The sequence below is a fragment of the Streptomyces sp. T028 genome, from assembly GCF_048159505.1.
GTDB lineage: Bacteria > Actinomycetota > Actinomycetes > Streptomycetales > Streptomycetaceae > Streptomyces.
The window spans coordinates 1-17,198 of sequence record NZ_JBLRVZ010000014.1; the positions used below are offsets into that span (position 1 = coordinate 1).

The 17,198-nt window shown below is 69.1% G+C and carries 15 protein-coding genes and 2 tRNA genes; 13 read left to right on the top strand and 4 right to left on the bottom strand.

What is annotated here, in order from left to right; all coding sequences use genetic code 11:
• Positions 1-86: 86 nt before the first annotated feature.
• Positions 87-1,238, bottom strand: a complete 1,152-nt coding sequence (locus ACLZN2_RS15335) for an acyltransferase family protein (protein WP_416979009.1) — start codon at positions 1,236-1,238, stop codon at positions 87-89.
• A gap of 388 nt (positions 1,239-1,626) precedes the next feature.
• Here ACLZN2_RS15335 and ACLZN2_RS15340 point away from each other — a divergent pair, with 388 nt between their 5' ends.
• On the top strand, positions 1,627-1,821 hold the full coding sequence (locus ACLZN2_RS15340) for a hypothetical protein (RefSeq protein WP_189709090.1): 195 nt from the start codon (positions 1,627-1,629) through the stop codon (positions 1,819-1,821).
• 53 nt (positions 1,822-1,874) lie between these two features.
• Here the strand turns inward: ACLZN2_RS15340 and ACLZN2_RS15345 are convergent, their stop codons facing one another.
• Entirely contained in the window at positions 1,875-2,093 is a 219-nt protein-coding gene (locus ACLZN2_RS15345) for a hypothetical protein (protein ID WP_416979010.1), read from the bottom strand.
• Positions 2,094-2,207: 114 nt separating this feature from the next.
• Positions 2,208-2,278: transfer RNA gene (locus ACLZN2_RS15350), tRNA-Gly, on the bottom strand.
• A 166-nt stretch (positions 2,279-2,444) separates the two neighbouring features.
• Between ACLZN2_RS15350 and ACLZN2_RS15355 the strand changes: the two genes are divergently transcribed.
• From ACLZN2_RS15355 to clpX, 5 genes are all read left to right on the top strand, one after another.
• Positions 2,445-2,521, top strand: a tRNA-Pro gene (locus ACLZN2_RS15355).
• 234 nt (positions 2,522-2,755) lie between these two features.
• Positions 2,756-4,171 carry a trigger factor gene (gene tig / locus ACLZN2_RS15360; RefSeq protein WP_416979011.1) on the top strand — a complete coding sequence of 472 codons (1,416 nt, stop codon included), beginning with the start codon at positions 2,756-2,758 and terminating at the stop codon, positions 4,169-4,171.
• A gap of 243 nt (positions 4,172-4,414) precedes the next feature.
• Positions 4,415-5,023, top strand: coding sequence for an ATP-dependent Clp protease proteolytic subunit (locus tag ACLZN2_RS15365; protein WP_416979094.1), 609 nt, complete (start codon positions 4,415-4,417; stop codon positions 5,021-5,023).
• Between the two features lie 608 nt (positions 5,024-5,631).
• The gene (locus ACLZN2_RS15370) at positions 5,632-6,312 is read left to right on the top strand and encodes an ATP-dependent Clp protease proteolytic subunit (protein ID WP_359005208.1); all 681 of its coding nucleotides are present in this window, start codon (positions 5,632-5,634) and stop codon (positions 6,310-6,312) included.
• A gap of 180 nt (positions 6,313-6,492) precedes the next feature.
• Positions 6,493-7,782, top strand: coding sequence for an ATP-dependent Clp protease ATP-binding subunit ClpX (gene clpX / locus ACLZN2_RS15375; RefSeq protein ID WP_390655279.1), 1,290 nt, complete (start codon positions 6,493-6,495; stop codon positions 7,780-7,782).
• Between the two features lie 87 nt (positions 7,783-7,869).
• Here the strand turns inward: clpX and ACLZN2_RS15380 are convergent, their stop codons facing one another.
• Positions 7,870-8,853 carry a hypothetical protein gene (locus ACLZN2_RS15380; RefSeq protein ID WP_416979012.1) on the bottom strand — a complete coding sequence of 328 codons (984 nt, stop codon included), beginning with the start codon at positions 8,851-8,853 and terminating at the stop codon, positions 7,870-7,872.
• A gap of 135 nt (positions 8,854-8,988) precedes the next feature.
• Between ACLZN2_RS15380 and ACLZN2_RS15385 the strand changes: the two genes are divergently transcribed.
• From ACLZN2_RS15385 to mreD, 7 genes are all read left to right on the top strand, one after another.
• Positions 8,989-11,613, top strand: a complete 2,625-nt coding sequence (locus ACLZN2_RS15385; RefSeq protein WP_416979013.1) for a valine--tRNA ligase — start codon at positions 8,989-8,991, stop codon at positions 11,611-11,613.
• 161 nt (positions 11,614-11,774) lie between these two features.
• A complete protein-coding gene (gene folC / locus ACLZN2_RS15390) occupies positions 11,775-13,259 on the top strand; it encodes a bifunctional tetrahydrofolate synthase/dihydrofolate synthase (RefSeq protein ID WP_416979014.1) in 1,485 nt (494 codons plus the stop codon).
• An 11-nt stretch (positions 13,260-13,270) separates the two neighbouring features.
• On the top strand, positions 13,271-13,609 hold the full coding sequence (locus ACLZN2_RS15395; RefSeq protein ID WP_416979015.1) for a DUF4233 domain-containing protein: 339 nt from the start codon (positions 13,271-13,273) through the stop codon (positions 13,607-13,609).
• 106 nt (positions 13,610-13,715) lie between these two features.
• Positions 13,716-14,129, top strand: a complete 414-nt coding sequence (gene ndk, locus ACLZN2_RS15400; RefSeq protein ID WP_416979016.1) for a nucleoside-diphosphate kinase — start codon at positions 13,716-13,718, stop codon at positions 14,127-14,129.
• A 226-nt stretch (positions 14,130-14,355) separates the two neighbouring features.
• The gene (locus ACLZN2_RS15405; protein WP_030779466.1) at positions 14,356-15,375 is read left to right on the top strand and encodes a rod shape-determining protein; all 1,020 of its coding nucleotides are present in this window, start codon (positions 14,356-14,358) and stop codon (positions 15,373-15,375) included.
• A 185-nt stretch (positions 15,376-15,560) separates the two neighbouring features.
• The gene (gene mreC / locus ACLZN2_RS15410; RefSeq protein ID WP_416979017.1) at positions 15,561-16,496 is read left to right on the top strand and encodes a rod shape-determining protein MreC; all 936 of its coding nucleotides are present in this window, start codon (positions 15,561-15,563) and stop codon (positions 16,494-16,496) included.
• Positions 16,497-16,511: 15 nt separating this feature from the next.
• Complete coding sequence (gene mreD / locus ACLZN2_RS15415; protein WP_416979018.1) at positions 16,512-17,183, top strand: rod shape-determining protein MreD; 672 nt, start codon at positions 16,512-16,514, stop codon at positions 17,181-17,183.
• Positions 17,184-17,198: the final 15 nt, after the last annotated feature.

Sequence of the window (17,198 nt, forward strand, 5' to 3'; positions counted from 1 at the left end):
GGGGCGACCCTCCGCCTTGCGATCGCACGCACCAGACGCCGCCGGGCCCGCCCTACGGGCGGACGACGCTACTTTCGAAACACGCCCTAGGCGGACGTCACCCTCCCGCGCGCCCGCGCAACCCGCAGGGGATCCTTCCGAAACGCCCACTCCATCCGAGGCTCGATCACCCCCCGGAACACCCACCGCACAGGCGAGGTGCACAACAAGGTGACGGCGACGGCGATGCCAAGACTCACGGCGATCTCCCCGACAGGCCCGTGCAGCCAGGAGTACTCGAACCACCCCCGGTACTCCGCACCCTTGAGGAGGAACCCGTGCAGGAGATACCCGTACAGGGTCCCCGCCCCCAGCGAGGTGAACCACAGCGTCCGGCCCGGCACCCAGGAGAGGAAACAGGCGGTCAGCACCAACGCGCACCCGAACAACGCGAGTTGCATGACGGGCCCCACCCACCACGGAGCGACCAGCTCCTGCGCGGAGTCGCGGTGGTAGAACCAGGCGTTGTTCATCCGGGGCACCGCCCACCAGGCGAAGGCCAGCGAGACCATGAACACCGGCACCGCCGCGATCCGCACCGAACGCCGCCGCACCAGCCGGAAGTGCTCGGCCCGCAGACACAGCCCCAGCACGAAGAACGGCAGGAACTGCAGCACCCGCTGAAGATCCAGATCGTCCCCGATGTCCGGGCTGACGGAGGCCAGCATGGCGATGCCCAGCGCGACCGGCAGCGGATGCCGCAGCGCATTCCACAGCGGGGTGGTCAGCCGCCAGATGAACAGGGCGATCAGGAACCAGGTCAGGTAGTACGGGTCGAGGAGGCTGAGCTCCTGGCCGGGGCTGTGGTCGCCGTAGCGCTTGAAGAGCGAGTAGCCGGTCTCGAAGACGACATACGGCACGACGACCCCGGTGACCAGCCGTTTCATCCGGTTCGGGCCGGCGTCGAAACTCCGGGAGAAGTACCCGGAGACGATGATGAACGCCGGCATGTGGAACGCGTACACGACCATGTACGCCGCCTGCAGCACCCGGCTGTCGCCCTTGAGCGGCTCCCAGGAGTGGGCCACGGCCACCAGCACGATCGCCATGAACTTGGCGTTGTCGAAGAACGCGTCGCGCCGGCCCGACGGCCGCTGCGACGGCTGCCCGGTGGATCTGTCCGGGGCCGGGTGGTGCTGGTCGTTCTGGTTCTGGGACGAGCGCGGGCTCTGAACGAGAGACGAGACGGCGTGGAACATTTGAGGCACCCTAGCGTTGCTTGTGTGTATTCGTAAAACGCCCCAGGTCGTTCTCGCAATTACCCGCGCCCGCCTGCGACCCCACCGCCCGTCTGTCCGTGATGTCAGGATTCATCCCGACTAAAAGGTGCATAACGCCCGTTGTGGGGCTGGTGTTGACGTGCCGTCGGCTGTAATTCGAAATACCTGCGCACACGTTGCGCGGAGACGGAAACGGTCACGGAAACGATCTCCCTCAATTCCCGTGACGCGTACGCCTCGAATTGTTGTGCTGCACATCCGTGCCCGAACGGTGGCCGCGATGATGCGTCACGGGCCGCATAGGGGGGCCGTGTTGGTGGCACGATGGTCTCGGGAGTGCGGACCTACCGAGGGTGTGTGATCAGTCGTGGCGATTTCACTGTCAGTGGTGCTGCTGTTGGCGATCATCCTGGTGGTGCTGATCAGAGGGGGGAACATCAAGGCGGGCCCCGCCATAGTCGCCGTCCTCTTCGGCTTCTTCCTCGCCTCCACCGGCATGGCGCCGTCGATCAACCGTTTCCTCGACTCGCTGGCCGACACGATCAACTCGATCAGCTTCTGAGGCCCGGCGGCCCGGCGGCACGGCGGCCCGCCGGTGCAGCGGTACCAGCGGTACTAGGTACGGCGGTAGCTGTCGCTCTGCGTCGGCGAGGTGCCGTCCATCGACAGCGCGTTGTACGAGACGCGGTCGTGGTGTGCCCGCAGCCGGCGCTCCTGCTCGATGAGGAGCCCGTCGACGTTCTCGGTGACGCCGCTGCCCCGGCGCAGCAGCTTCACGATCAGGAAGACCGCCAGCGCGATCATGACTCCGAACAGGATCCCCAGCTCGACCATCGCAGCCCCCGTGTGCGCGTGTTCCGCCCTTGCCGCCCACGGTAGCGGCGCGACCGGGACGCGCTGAAGGCCCGGGGGAGAGAATCAGCCTCCCACCGGGCCTTCGGCGTACAGAGCGGGCGACGGGAATCGAACCCGCGTAGCTAGTTTGGAAGACTAGGGCTCTACCATTGAGCTACGCCCGCATGTGTCGCGCCGCAGGTCAGCCGACCGCGGCACTGCACGCATCGTAGCGGGTCGACACCACTGCCCGCACACCCCTTCCCGGCGTGCGCCCCCGTCCGCTCCCCGTGCTCCGAAAATGCGGCGGTCAGGTGGCCTGCGGGCATGTACCCTACGTGTCGCACCAGACGGGGTGTGGCGCAGCTTGGTAGCGCGTCCGCTTTGGGAGCGGAAGGCCGTGGGTTCAAATCCCGCCACCCCGACCATCTGCACGTTCGTGCCGACCACCTGCGCGATCATGAGCGCCGTCCACCTGTGCGATCAGCCCCCGGACCTGGCCGGTGATCGTCTTTTGGGTGGCTCAGCCGCTGCGGTTACTATGCAAGCTGCGCGCTCGTGTGTCCCGGCCCACTCGGCCGGTGAATCCTCCCGGGCGGCGAATCGCCGGGCCTGTCGGGCTCCGGCGGACCCCAAGAAGTCAGCCACAAGGAGACCGAACCGTGAAGAGCGCCGTGGAGACCCTGAACCCGACCCGGGTTCGGCTCACTGTCGAGGTGCCCTTCGAGGAGCTCAAGGACAGCCTCGACGCGGCGTACAAGAAGATCAACCAGCAGGTCACGGTGAAGGGCTTCCGCAAGGGCAAGATCCCTGCCCGCGTCATCGACCAGCGGTTCGGCCGCGGTGCGGTCCTGGAGGAGGCGGTCAACGACGCGCTTCCGAAGTTCTACACCGAGGCGGTCAACGAGGCCGAGATCGACGTCCTCGGCCAGCCCGAGGTCGACATCACGGAGCTGAAGGACGGCGAGACGCTGAACTTCACCGCCGAGGTCGACGTCCGCCCCGCCCTGGAGCTCCCCGAGGACTTCTCCTCCATCGAGGTCGAGGTCGACGCCGTCGAGGTCACCGACGAGGACATCGACAAGTCGGTCGAGCAGCTCCGTGAGCGCTTCGCCTCCACCTCCCCGGTCGAGCGCGCCGCCGAGGACGGCGACGTCGTGACCGTGGACCTCGAGGCCAAGGTCGACGGCGAGGTCCTCGAGGACGGCGTCGCGAACGGCGTCTCCTACACGATCGGCTCCGGCGAGCTCCTCGAGGGCATCGACGACGCCGTCAAGGGCCTGGAGGCCGGTGGCGAGGCCACCTTCACCTCCGAGCTCAAGGGCGGCTCGGCGGCCGGCAAGGAGGCCGAGGTCACCGTCAAGGTCACCCAGGTCGCCGCCCGCGAGCTGCCTGAGCTGGACGACGAGTTCGCGCAGCTCGCCTCCGAGTTCGACACCCTGGAGGAGCTGAAGGCGGACAGCCGCAAGCGCCTCGAGAACATGAAGCAGTACGACCAGGCCACGCAGGCCCAGGAGCGCGTCCTGGAGAAGCTGCTGGACCTCGTCGAGGTGCCCGTCCCCGAGAAGCTGCTCGAGGACGAGATCAACACCCGCAAGCACAACCTGGAGCACCACCAGCTCGGCCAGATGGGCCTGACCCTCGACAAGTACCTGGAGATCCAGGGCAAGACCGCCGAGGAGTTCGACACCGAGACCCGTGAGGCCGCGGTCAAGGGCATCAAGACCCAGTTCGTCCTGGACGAGCTCGTCAAGCGCGAGAAGCTGAACGTGAACCAGGAGGAGCTCACCGAGCACCTCATGCGCCGCGCCGCCTCCTCCGGCATGTCCCCCGACCAGTTCGCCCAGGCGGTCGTCGAGGGCGGCCAGGTTCCGCTCCTGGTCGGCGAGGTCGCCCGCGGCAAGGCCCTGGCCACGGTCGTCGAGTCCGCCACGGTCAAGGACACCAACGGCGAGGTCATCGACCTGGACGACGAGGACGAGGTCGAGGCCGCCACCGAGACGGTCGAGGCCGTCGAGGGCGCCGCCGAGACCGCGGCTGAGGCCGAGGGCGAGGGCGACGAGAAGGCCGACGCCTGATCCGCGTCACCGCTTCGCCGTGACGGGCCCCGGAACCCTGTGTTCCGGGGCCCGTCCGCATATGCGCACCGTGACGCGCCGCTACGCCCCGGGCGAACACCCCTCTCTCCGGGATTCTCCGGAGGGAGCCGCGCGTTAGGGTCCATGAATACGAGGGCAGGGGAGTCCCCGTTGCCCCCGGCAGTACACGTGAGACGGCCCGGCGCCGTCGTAAGACGAGCAGGTGGATACGTGACGAATCTGATGCCCTCCGCCGCCGGCGAGCCCTCCATCGGCGGTGGCCTCGGCGACCAGGTCTACAACCGGCTGCTCAACGAGCGGATCATCTTCCTCGGCCAGCCGGTCGACGACGACATCGCGAACAAGATCACCGCACAGCTGCTGCTCCTTGCCGCCGACCCGGACAAGGACATCTACCTGTACATCAACAGCCCCGGCGGCTCGATCACGGCCGGCATGGCGATCTACGACACCATGCAGTTCATCAAGAACGACGTGGTGACCATCGCCATGGGCCTCGCCGCCTCCATGGGCCAGTTCCTGCTCAGCGCGGGCACCCCCGGCAAGCGCTTCGCGCTGCCGAACGCCGAGATCCTGATCCACCAGCCGTCCGCCGGTCTCGCCGGCTCGGCCTCGGACATCAAGATCCACGCCGAGCGGCTGCTGCACACCAAGAAGCGCATGGCCGAGCTCACCGCGCAGCACACCGGCCAGACGGTCGAGCAGGTCACCCGTGACTCGGACCGCGACCGCTGGTTCGACGCGTTCGAGGCCAAGGACTACGGCCTCATCGACGACGTCATCCCGACGGCCGCGGGCATGCCGGGCGGCGGCGGCACCGGGGCGGCGTAGGACCACGACCGACGGCACGGTCCCACGGGTCCGACGGCCGGTCGACGTTCCGGCGACCACCCGGGGCGCCCGACCCGCCGGGCTCGCAGAGCCCCCGCAGGGTCCCTCGGCCACCGGGGTTCGCGTGATCCCACCAGGGTCTTGGAGACTTGAGGCAGCGCCCGTCGCCGGCCCCGCAGGCAGCTCGCGGGGCCCGGAGGGCTCGGCGAGGTCCCGGACGGGTCGGCAGGCCCCGTAGGGGTCCCCGTGAGCCCCGTGGCCCCGCGAGCCCCGGAAGCTCCGCGAAGGCCGTCACGGGCTCCGCAGGCGCCTCACAGGCCCCGCGTGGGCCCCAGGAGGCCGCCACGGAGCCCTTGAGGCCCACGGAGCCCTCAAGGCCCCTGCGGAGCCGGAGGAGCCCTCCAGGGCTCCGGGACCCGGACCAGCCCGGCCTCGGGACCCGGACCCGCAAGGGCCCAGGACCCGGACCCGTAAAGGCCCAGGCCCCGGACCCGTCAGCCCCGCGTGCCCCGCGCGGACGCCGCCGTCGAAGACCCAGAGGGATCCTGCCGTCAGAGTCCCGCCCGCCCCTTCCAGCCCACCGCCCCACCCCCTCTCCAGGAGACACCGTGAACGACTTCCCCGGCAGCGGCCTCTACGCCCGCACGGCGGCCGAGTACACCGGCCCCCGCGCCGAGTCCCGCTACGTCATCCCCCGCTTCGTCGAGCGCACCTCCCAGGGCATCCGCGAGTACGACCCGTACGCGAAGCTCTTCGAGGAGCGCGTGATCTTCCTCGGCGTGCAGATCGACGACGCGTCCGCCAACGACGTCATGGCGCAGCTGCTGTGCCTGGAGTCGATGGACCCCGACCGGGATATCTCGGTCTACATCAACAGCCCCGGCGGTTCCTTCACCGCGCTGACGGCCATCTACGACACGATGCAGTTCGTCAAGCCCGACATCCAGACGGTCTGCATGGGCCAGGCGGCCTCCGCCGCCGCGATCCTGCTCGCCGCCGGTACGCCGGGCAAGCGCATGGCCCTGCCGAACGCGCGCGTGCTGATCCACCAGCCGTACAGTGAGACCGGCCGCGGTCAGGTCTCCGACCTGGAGATCGCCGCCAACGAAATCCTCCGGATGCGTGCGCAGCTGGAGGAGATGCTGGCCAAGCACTCGACCACGCCGATCGAGAAGATCCGCGAGGACATCGAGCGCGACAAGATCCTCACGGCCGAGGACGCCCTGTCGTACGGCCTGATCGACCAGATCATCTCCACCCGGAAGATGAACAACAGCACTCTGCGTTGACGCACTGGGCCCTCTCGTCCGTACCCCTTGGCACGGTGTGACACGGTCCACGTGGAAGTGAACCGTGCCAAGGGGGGCCCGAACGGGGGTCCCGGCAAGGTACCGTCGGAATAAGGCAGCACCAGGAGCCGCTGGATTCGAAAGTGTCCAGGCGTCTCCCAGGCGAAGGGGAAGCACACCGTGGCACGCATCGGTGACGGCGGCGATCTGCTCAAGTGCTCGTTCTGCGGCAAGAGCCAGAAGCAGGTCAAGAAGCTCATCGCAGGGCCCGGTGTGTACATCTGCGACGAGTGCATCGATCTCTGCAACGAGATCATCGAGGAGGAACTCGCCGAGACGAGCGAGGTGCGCTGGGAGGAACTCCCCAAGCCCCGCGAGATCTACGAGTTCCTGGAGGGGTACGTCGTCGGCCAGGAGGCCGCGAAGAAGGCCCTCTCGGTCGCGGTGTACAACCACTACAAGCGGGTCCAGGCCGGTGAGAACGGCGGAGCCCAGGGCCGCGACGACGCCATCGAGTTGGCGAAGTCCAACATCCTTCTGCTCGGCCCCACGGGCTCGGGCAAGACCCTCCTCGCACAGACCCTCGCCCGCATGCTGAACGTGCCGTTCGCCATCGCCGACGCCACGGCGCTGACGGAGGCGGGGTACGTCGGCGAGGACGTCGAGAACATCCTCCTCAAGCTCATCCAGGCCGCCGACTACGACGTCAAGAAGGCCGAGACCGGGATCATCTACATCGACGAGATCGACAAGGTGGCCCGCAAGAGCGAGAACCCCTCCATCACGCGCGACGTGAGCGGTGAGGGCGTACAGCAGGCGCTGCTGAAGATCCTGGAGGGCACCACGGCCTCGGTCCCGCCGCAGGGCGGCCGCAAGCACCCGCACCAGGAGTTCATCCAGATCGACACGACGAACGTGCTGTTCATCGTGGGCGGCGCCTTCGCGGGCCTGGAGAAGATCATCGAGTCCCGGGCCGGCGCCAAGGGCATCGGCTTCGGCGCGACGATCCGCTCCAAGCGGGAGCTGGAGGCCAAGGACCAGTTCGAGGACGTCATGCCCGAGGACCTGGTCAAGTTCGGCATGATCCCGGAGTTCATCGGCCGTCTCCCGGTCATCACCTCGGTCCACAACCTGGACCGCGAGGCCCTGCTCCAGATCCTGGTCGAGCCGCGCAACGCGCTGGTCAAGCAGTACCAGCGGCTGTTCGAACTCGACGGCGTGGAGCTGGACTTCGAGCGTGAGGCCCTGGAGGCCATCGCCGACCAGGCCATCCTCCGCCAGACGGGCGCCCGCGGTCTGCGCGCCATCATGGAGGAGGTCCTGATGTCGGTGATGTACGAGGTCCCGTCACGCAAGGACGTGGCCCGCGTGGTCATCACGGCCGACGTCGTCCACTCCAACGTCAACCCGACCCTCATCCCCCGCGAGGCGCGCGGCGGCCGGGGACCGGGCGAGCAGAAGACGGCGTAAGGCCCGTCGGCACACAGCCGGTACACATGGGAGGGGCCCCGGTCGACCGACCGGGGCCCCTCCCATGTCACTGCGTCACCGCGGCGGCTACGCCTTGACGCGGGCTTCCTTGCGTACGTCGGCCGCGATCTTCGCCGCCTCGTCCAGCGTGTAGGTCTTGGCGCCCGCGGTGGGCTCGACCACGCCCATGGTGCTGTAGTCCGCCCAGATGCACAGGTAGGTCTTCTGCGTCTTCTCCGTGACGGCGTTCTCGGTCTCCGCCTGCTGGCACTTCATCACCGCGCCGTCCAGGCCGTCCGGCTCGACGGTCTCCGCGTCGCCGATCAGCGTGACGTCGTCGTCGGACTCCGCCTTCATCTGGGTGAAGGTGATGTCCAGCGCCTGCTGCGGGTCCGCCACCTTGCCGTAGACGCCGGCGAACGTGACGTTCTCGGCGGCCTGCGCTTCGACCAGCGCGTTCGGGTCGCTGGTGTCCAGGGACGTCAGGTCCATCGTCGAGTAGATGGCCACGACCGAGGTGGCGTCGGTGACTCCGGCCTTCGCGAGGTCCTTCGCGTCGCTGGAGCTCGGCTCCTTGGCCGCCGAGTCGCCCATCCTCTTGTACTTGTCGGAGAGGAGCGAGGCCGGCGCGGTCAGCTTGTGCGGCCCGTCGTCCTCCAGACCGCCCGAGCCGCTGCCCGTGCCGAGCACGAAGAACGCGCCCACGCCGATCGCAGCGACCACCGCGACCGAGCCGATGATGATGCCGGTCTTCTTCTTGCCGCCGCCGGGCACCGGGGGCTGCGGGACGCCGTAGGGGGCCTGGCCGTACGGGGGCTGCTGGCCGTATGCGGCGGTCGGCGGCTGCTGGGCGTACGGTCCGGCCTGCTGGCCGTAGGGCCCGGCCTGCGGCGGGACGCCCTGCGGGGGCTGGCCCGGGTAGCCGTAACCGGGCTGCGGGGCCGGGGGCTGCTGGGGGTACCCGTAGCCGGGCTGGGGCGCCTGCGGCGGCTGGCCGTACGGGCCGGGCTGGCCGTACGGTCCGGGCTGCTGGGGCTGCCCGCCGTACGGGCCCGGCTGGTTGTGACTCATTCTGGGTTCCCCTCCAGATGCTTATGTGATTTTCACATCCTGGCTTAAACCCAGTACCTGCTCGGCGGCGGGGCCCCGACCGTTACAAGGCAAACACGTTTCGGGACGGCCCCGTGACACCCCTAAACTGGCCCCGTGACCGAGAACGCTCAGCAGCAGCCATCAGCGCCCCACACCGAACTGCCGACCCAGTACGCGCCGGCCGACGTAGAGGGGCCGCTGTACGAGCGCTGGGTAGAGCGGGGTTACTTCGAGGCGGACGAGAAAAGCGACAAGCCGCCGTACACCATCGTCATCCCGCCGCCGAACGTCACGGGCAGCCTGCACCTGGGCCACGCCTTCGAGCACACCCTCATCGACGCCCTCACCCGCAGGAAGCGCATGCAGGGCCACGAGACGCTGTGGCAGCCCGGCATGGACCATGCCGGCATCGCCACGCAGAACGTCGTCGAGCGTGAACTGGGCAAGGAGGGCAAGTCCCGCCACGACCTGGGCCGTGAGGCGTTCGTCGAGCGCGTCTGGCAGTGGAAGGGCGAGTCCGGCGGCCAGATCAGCGGCCAGATGCGCCGCCTCGGCGACGGCGTCGCCTGGTCCCGCGAGCGCTTCACCATGGACGAGGGCCTCTCCCAGGCCGTCCAGACCATCTTCAAGCGCCTCTACGACGACGAGCTCATCTACCGCGCCGAGCGCATCATCAACTGGTGCCCGCGCTGCCTCACCGCCATCTCGGACATCGAGGTCGAGTACCAGGACGACGACGGCGAGCTCGTCTCCATGAAGTACGGCGAGGGGGACGACACCATCGTCGTCGCCACCACCCGCGCCGAGACGATGCTCGGTGACACCGCGGTCGCCGTCCACCCCGACGACGAGCGCTACCAGCACCTGATCGGCAAGCAGATCCGGCTGCCGCTGACGGACCGTTCCATCCCGGTCGTCGCGGACACCCACGTCGACCCGGAGTTCGGCACCGGCGCCGTCAAGGTGACCCCGGCGCACGACCCGAACGACTTCGAGATCGGCCAGCGGCACGACCTGCCGGCCATCACGATCATGGACGAGCACGCCGTCATCACGGCCCACGGCCCGTTCCAGGGGCTCGACCGCCTGGAGGCCCGCTCCGCCATCGTCGCCGCCCTGCGCGCCGAGGGCCGGATCGTCGCCGAGAAGCGGCCGTACGTCCACAGCGTCGGCCACTGCTCGCGCTGCAAGACCACGATCGAGCCGCGCCTGTCCATGCAGTGGTGGGTCAAGGTCGGCCCGCTCGCCAAGGCCGCCGGTGACGCGGTCCGCGACGGCCGCGTCAAGATCCACCCGCAGGACATGGAGAAGCGGTACTTCGACTGGGTCGACAACCTCCACGACTGGTGCATCTCACGGCAGTTGTGGTGGGGCCACCGCATCCCCGTCTGGTACGGCCCGAACGGCGAGGTCGTCTGCGTCGGCCCCGACGACGAGGCTCCGAGCGGCGAGGGCTGGCGCCAGGACACCGACGTCCTCGACACCTGGTTCTCCTCCGGCCTGTGGCCCTTCTCCACCCTCGGCTGGCCCGAACAGACCGAGTCGCTCGCGAAGTTCTACCCGAACTCCGTCCTGGTCACCGGCTACGACATCCTCTTCTTCTGGGTCGCCCGGATGATGATGTTCGGCCTGTACGCGATGGACGGCACCCCGCCGTTCCACACCATCGCCCTGCACGGCATGGTCCGCGACCAGTTCGGCAAGAAGATGTCGAAGTCCTTCGGCAACGCGGTCAACCCGCTGGACTGGATGGACAAGTACGGCTCCGACGCCCTCCGCTTCACCCTCGCCCGCGGCGCCAACCCCGGTGTCGACGTCCCGATCGGCGAGGACTGGGTCCAGGGTTCCCGCAACTTCGCCAACAAGATCTGGAACGCGACCCGCTTCGCGCTGATGAACGGCGCGACGGTGGACGGTCCCCTGCCGGACGCCTCCGCCATGTCGGCGACGGACCGCTGGATCCTCTCCCGCCTCAACTCGGTCATCGCCGAAGTCGACGCGTTCTACGAGGACTTCCAGTTCGCCAAGCTCTCCGACGCCCTCTTCCACTTCGCGTGGGACGAGGTCTTCGACTGGTACGTCGAGCTGTCCAAGACGACGTTCCAGGCGGGCGGCGAGCCGGCGAAGGTCTCCCGGCGCGTCCTCGGCGAGGTCCTCGACGTCACCCTGAAGCTGCTGCACCCGGTGGTCCCGTTCGTCACGGAGACCCTCTGGACCACCCTCACCGGCGGCGAGTCGATCGTCGTCGCCGACTGGCCGACGGACAGTGGCTTCCGGGACACCGCCGCCGAGCAGGAGATCGAGTCCCTCCAGTCGGTGATCACCGAGGTCCGCCGCTTCCGCGCCGACCAGGGCCTCCAGCCCGGCCAGCGCGTCCCGGCCCGCCTGACCCTCGACGGCACGGCGCTGGCGCCCCACGAGGCCGCCATCCGCCAGCTCCTGCGCCTCCAGCCGGAGGGCGAGGCATTCTCGGCCACGGCGACCCTCCCGGTCGCCGGCGCCACGGTCGCCCTCGACCTCTCCGGCACGATCGACGTCGCGGCGGAGCGCAAGCGCCTCGCGAAGGACCTCGCGGCAGCCGAGAAGGAAAAGGCCCAGGCGAACGCCAAACTCGGCAACGAGGCCTTCCTGGCCAAGGCCCCGGACAACGTGGTCGACAAGATCCGAGGCCGCCTGGCGAAGGCGAATGAGGACATCACAAGGATCCAGACCCAGCTGGAGCGCCTGCCCTCCGCCTAGCCGCGGGCAGTCGTGCCGCTGGGGCGGCACGGGTGGGCGCGGCGGCACCCGCCAGCGCGGGGCGAGCGGCCCCACCCCGACGGCAACCGAAGGCCCCCGGAACCACCAGGCTCCGGGGGCCTTCGTCCACGTCTGTCACCGACGCTCCGTAGACTGACCCCGTGAGCGACAGCGACCCCTTCGACGAGATCATCGCGAACGAGACCGACCGCGACCCGGATCTCGCGGTGATCGAGGCCGGCAGCCGAACCCTGCGCACCCAGGGCTCCACCCCGACCTCGGACGTCCCCACGCGCCCCGAGGACCCCGAGGTCGACAAGGCCCTCCGCGCGGTCGAGGCCGACCTGGCCACCCGCTGGGGCGAGACCAAGCTGGAGCCCTCCGTCAGCCGCATCTCCGCGCTGATGGACGTCCTGGGCGAGCCGCAGCGCACGTACCCCTCGATCCACATCACGGGCACCAACGGCAAGACCTCCACCGCCCGCATGATCGAGGCCCTCCTCGGCGCCTTCGAACTGCGCACCGGCCGCTACACCTCCCCCCACGTGCAGTCCGTCACCGAGCGCATCAGCCTCGACGGCGCCCCGATCTCCGCCGAGCGGTTCATCGAGACGTACGACGACATCAAGCCGTACGTCGAGATGGTCGACGCGCAGCAGGAGTACCGGCTGTCCTTCTTCGAGGTGCTGACCGGCATGGCGTACGCCGCCTTCGCGGACGCGCCGGTCGACGTCGCCGTCGTCGAGGTCGGCATGGGCGGCTCCTGGGACGCCACCAACGTCATCGACGGCGATGTCGCCGTGGTCATGCCCATCGACCTCGACCACACGGACCGGCTGGGGGAGACCCCGGCCGAGATCGCGGGGGAGAAGGGCGGGATCATCAAGCAGGACGCCACGGTCATCATGGCCCAGCAGCCGGTCGACGCGGCCCAGGTGCTGCTGAAGAAGGCCGTCGAGGTCGATGCCACGGTGGCCCGCGAGGGCCTGGAGTTCGGCGTCGTGGGCCGGCAGGTCGCCGTCGGCGGACAGCTGGTCACCCTGCGCGGGCTGGGCGGCGAGTACCCCGAGGTGTACCTGCCGCTGCACGGCGAGCACCAGGCGCACAACGCGGCCGTCGCGCTCGCCGCCGTGGAGGCGTTCTTCGGCGTCGGCTCCCAGCGGCCCGAGCCGCTCGACATCGACACCGTCCGCAAGGCGTTCGCGGCCGTCTCCTCGCCGGGCCGTCTGGAAGTCGTACGGCGTTCCCCGACCGTCGTCCTCGACGCCGCCCACAACCCGGCGGGCGCGCGGGTGACCGCCGACGCGATCGGCGAGGCCTTCGACTTCAGCCGGCTGATCGGGGTCGTCGGCGCCAGTGGCGACAAGAACGTCCGCGGGGTGCTGGAGGCCTTCGAGCCCATCTTCGCGGAGGTCGTCGTCACCCAGAACTCCAGCCACCGCGCCATGGACGCCGACGAACTCGCCGCCATCGCCGTCGAGGTGTTCGGCGACGAGCGCGTCCAGGTCGAGCCGCGGCTGCCGGACGCCCTGGAGGCGGCGATCACGCTCGCCGAGGAGGAGGGTGAGTTCGCCGGCGGCGGTGTGCTGGTCACCGGTTCCGTCATCACGGTCGGCGAGGCCCGACTGCTCCTCGGGAAGGGCTGAGTACCCCGGCCATGCGTACGCTCTGTTCCTCGACCCTGATCGGCGAGTTCTTCATCATCGGGTTCGCCGGTCTGGTCGCCATGAAGGACCCCGACCTGTCCATGACCACGGTGTGGACGGTGTGCGGGATCGCGATGTTCCTCAGTGTGCTGCTGTGCGCCATGGTCACCCGGCCCGGGGGCGTCGCCCTCGGCTGGGCGCTGCAGATCGCGCTGGTCGCGTCCGGTTTCTTCGTCCCGATGATGTTCGTCGTGGGGCTGCTGTTCGCCGGTCTGTGGTGGGCCTCGGTGCACTATGGGCGCAAGATCGACGAGGCGAGGGCCCGCTTCGCGGCGCAGGCCGGGACCTGACCGCCGATCCTGCTGACGCTGTGTGACAGGTTCACGGACACGCCCTGTAATCTCGTCCCACCGCACCCCGGCAGTAGTGCACCTCAGCAGTCCTAAGGAGTCTCCCGTGAGCCAGCGCACCCTCGTCCTCCTCAAGCCCGACGCGGTCCGTCGCGGCCTGACCGGCGAGATCATCGGCCGTATCGAGCGCAAGGCGGGCTGGCGGATCACCGCGCTGGAGCTGCGCACCCTGGACCAGGACACGCTGGAGCAGCACTACGGCGAGCACAAGGGCAAGCCGTTCTACGAGCCGCTCGTGGAGTTCATGGCCTCCGGCCCGGTCGTCGCGCTCATCGTCGAGGGCGAGCGGGTCATCGAGGGCCTGCGCGCGCTCGCCGGCCCGACCGACCCGATCGCGGCCGCGCCCGGCTCCATCCGCGGCGACTACGGCGTCATCGTCCGCGAGAACCTCATCCACGCCTCCGACTCCGAGGAGTCCGCGGAGCGCGAGGTCAAGATCTTCTTCCCGGGTCGCGCGTAACCGTTCCGAGACGACTGAAACGGGCGATCGAGGGAACGGGATTCCCCGAACGCCCGTCTCCGGAAGCGAACCCACACAGCATCTGCTGACAATGGCCAGGACCCTTCCGCAGTGTCCGAGAAGGCGCGTCTACGATGGAAGCCTTCACGTCACAGCACCCACCTCGCCGACCTGAAAAGCCCTCAAAAGCTCATGGAAGGCCAGTCGAATCCTGATGGGGAACTCAATGTCGTTCATCGGCCGTGACATGGCTGTCGACCTCGGGACCGCCAACACGCTGGTGTACGTCAGGGGTCGCGGGATCGTACTCAACGAGCCGTCCGTCGTCGCGATCAACACCAACACCGGTGGCATCCTCGCGGTCGGCGCCGAAGCGAAGAAGATGATCGGCCGCACGCCGGGCAACATCGTCGCCGTGCGGCCGCTGAAGGACGGCGTGATCGCCGACTTCGAGATCACCGAGCGGATGCTCCGCTACTTCATCCTGAAGATCCACAAGCGGCGGTATCTGGCTCGTCCGCGGGTCGTCGTCTGTGTGCCCTCGGGCATCACGGGTGTCGAGCGCCGTGCCGTCATCGAGGCGTCGACCCAGGCCGGCGCCCGGCAGGTGCACATCATCGAGGAGCCCATGGCCGCGGCCATCGGCTCCGGCCTGCCGGTCCACGAGGCCACGGGCAACATGGTGGTGGACATCGGCGGCGGCACCACGGAGGTCGCGGTCATCTCGCTCGGCGGCATCGTCACCGCCCAGTCCATCCGCGTCGCGGGCGACGAGCTGGACAACGCGATCATCCAGCACATCAAGAAGGAGTACAGCCTCCTTCTGGGTGAGCGGACGGCCGAGCAGATCAAGATCACCATCGGCTCGGCGTACGACCTCGACTCCGACGAGCACACCGAAATCCGCGGCCGGGACCTCGTCTCCGGTCTGCCCAAGACCGTCGTCATCTCGGCCGCCGAGGTCCGCAAGGCGATCGAGGAACCCGTCAACGCGATCGTCGACGCCGTGAAGACCACGCTCGACAAGTGTCCGCCGGAGCTGTCCGGCGACATCATGGACCGCGGAATCGTTCTGACCGGCGGCGGAGCGCTGCTGCGCGGTCTGGACGAGCGGCTGCGCCGGGAGACCGGTATGCCGATCCACATCGCCGAGGACCCGCTGGACAGCGTGGCCCTCGGATCCGGTAAGTGCGTCGAGGAGTTCGAGGCGCTCCAGCAGGTCCTGGACGCCGCGCCCCGCAGATGACGTAACGCTTCGGTTCCGCCGTACGGGATGATCGCCCCTCGTGCGGCGGATCGTTGGTATTCCGGCATAAGCTCCCACAAAGCGCCCTTGGTCATCCTGGCCCGGGGCTACCCGATTTCCCTGCATCCGGGTTCCTGCATCCGGGTTGCTGATTCTCCTATCGAGGAAGGGCACGGCCGCCGCACGTGAGGGACACACGAGAGAGCCGGCTGCTCCTGGTGCTGCTGATCGCCATCGCGTTCGCGCTGATCACGGTGGACATCCGCGGTGGTGAGGACTCCCCGGTCGACGGTGCCCGGCAGGCCGCGGCCGCGGTCTTCGGCCCGATCGAGGACGGGATGTCCTCGGCGGTGGACCCGGTCGGCAACGCCGTCTCGGCGGTCCGCGACTCCGGTGAGCGCCATGACCGGCTCGCGGAGCTGGAGAAGGAGAACGCGGCCCTCAAGGCGAAGCTCGGCAGCGACGACCGCAACCGCAGCCGGCTGGCCCAGCTCGACAAGATGCTGAGGATCGCGGGCGAGGGCCAGTACGGCATCAAGGGCGCCGAGGTCATCGCGATCGGAGCGGCCCAGGGCTTCTCCTGGACGATCACCGTCGACGTGGGCGCGAACGACGGCATCAAGCGCGACATGACCGTCCTGAACGGCGACGGACTGGTCGGCCGCGTCACCACCGTCGGCCCGAACACCGCGACCGTGCTCCTCGCCAACGACCCCGACTTCACCGTCGGCACCCGGATGGAGGGCAACGACGAACTGGGCTTCGCCTCCGGGCAGGGCGACAGCCCGCTGCGCGTCGAACTCCTCAACGGCAAGGCGGACGTGAAGAAGGGCGACCGCCTGGTCACCTTCGGCTCGCAGGCCGACAGGCCGTTCGTGCCCGGCGTCCCGGTCGGCGTGGTCTCCCGCGTCGACCCCTCCGGCGGCGACCTCACGCGCACCCTCTACGTCACGCCGTACGTCAGCTTCACCAAGCTCGACATCGTGGGCGTGGTCGTCCAGACCCCGAAGAAGGACCCGCGCGACACCGTGCTCCCGGCCAAGCCCAAGCCGGTGCCCACCCCGACGGTCACCGTCACCGTGACCCCGAACGCCGACGGCCAGCAGCAAGAGCAGCAGTAGGAGCTGACAACCCCCATGCGCGTCAACCGGATCCTGCTCTCCGTCCCGCTGGTCGTCGTCGCCCTGGTGATCCAGGTGAGCGTCCTCGCCCGCCTCCACCTCCCGGGCGCCGTCCCCGACCTGCTGCTCCTCACCGTCCTGGGCCTCGCCATGGTGTACGGCCATGTCGGCGGCGCCTTCATCGGCTTCGGCGCGGGCCTCCTCGCCGACCTCGCGCCGCCCGCCGACCACGCGGCCGGACGGTACGCCCTCGTGCTGTGCGTGATCGGCTATCTCGCCGGGCTCGTCAAGCCGGAGACCGGGCAGATCAAGTCGGCCACCGGCCCCATGGTCGTGGTGGTCGCCGCGGCGGTCGGCTCCACCCTGCTGTACGCGGGCGTCGGCGCCCTCGTCGGCGACACGGCGGCCCGTCATGTCGGCCTGACCGGGCTGCTGTTCTCGGCCGCCCTCTACGACCTGCTCCTCGCCCCGTTCGTGGTCCCCGGGGTCATGTTCCTTGCCCGGCGGGCCGAGAACGACCCGCTCGCGGAGGCCAACTCCGCGTCCAGGGCCTCGGACATCTCTTCCGGCTGGCTGTCCTCCGGGACGGGCCTGAGGATCGGCCGGCAGCGCGGCGGCCTGAAGATGAGGGCGGCGAAGGCGCGGGCGACCCGGGCCGGGCGCATCAAGGGGGTCAAGCGGCTGTGAGCGCGGCCAAGTTCA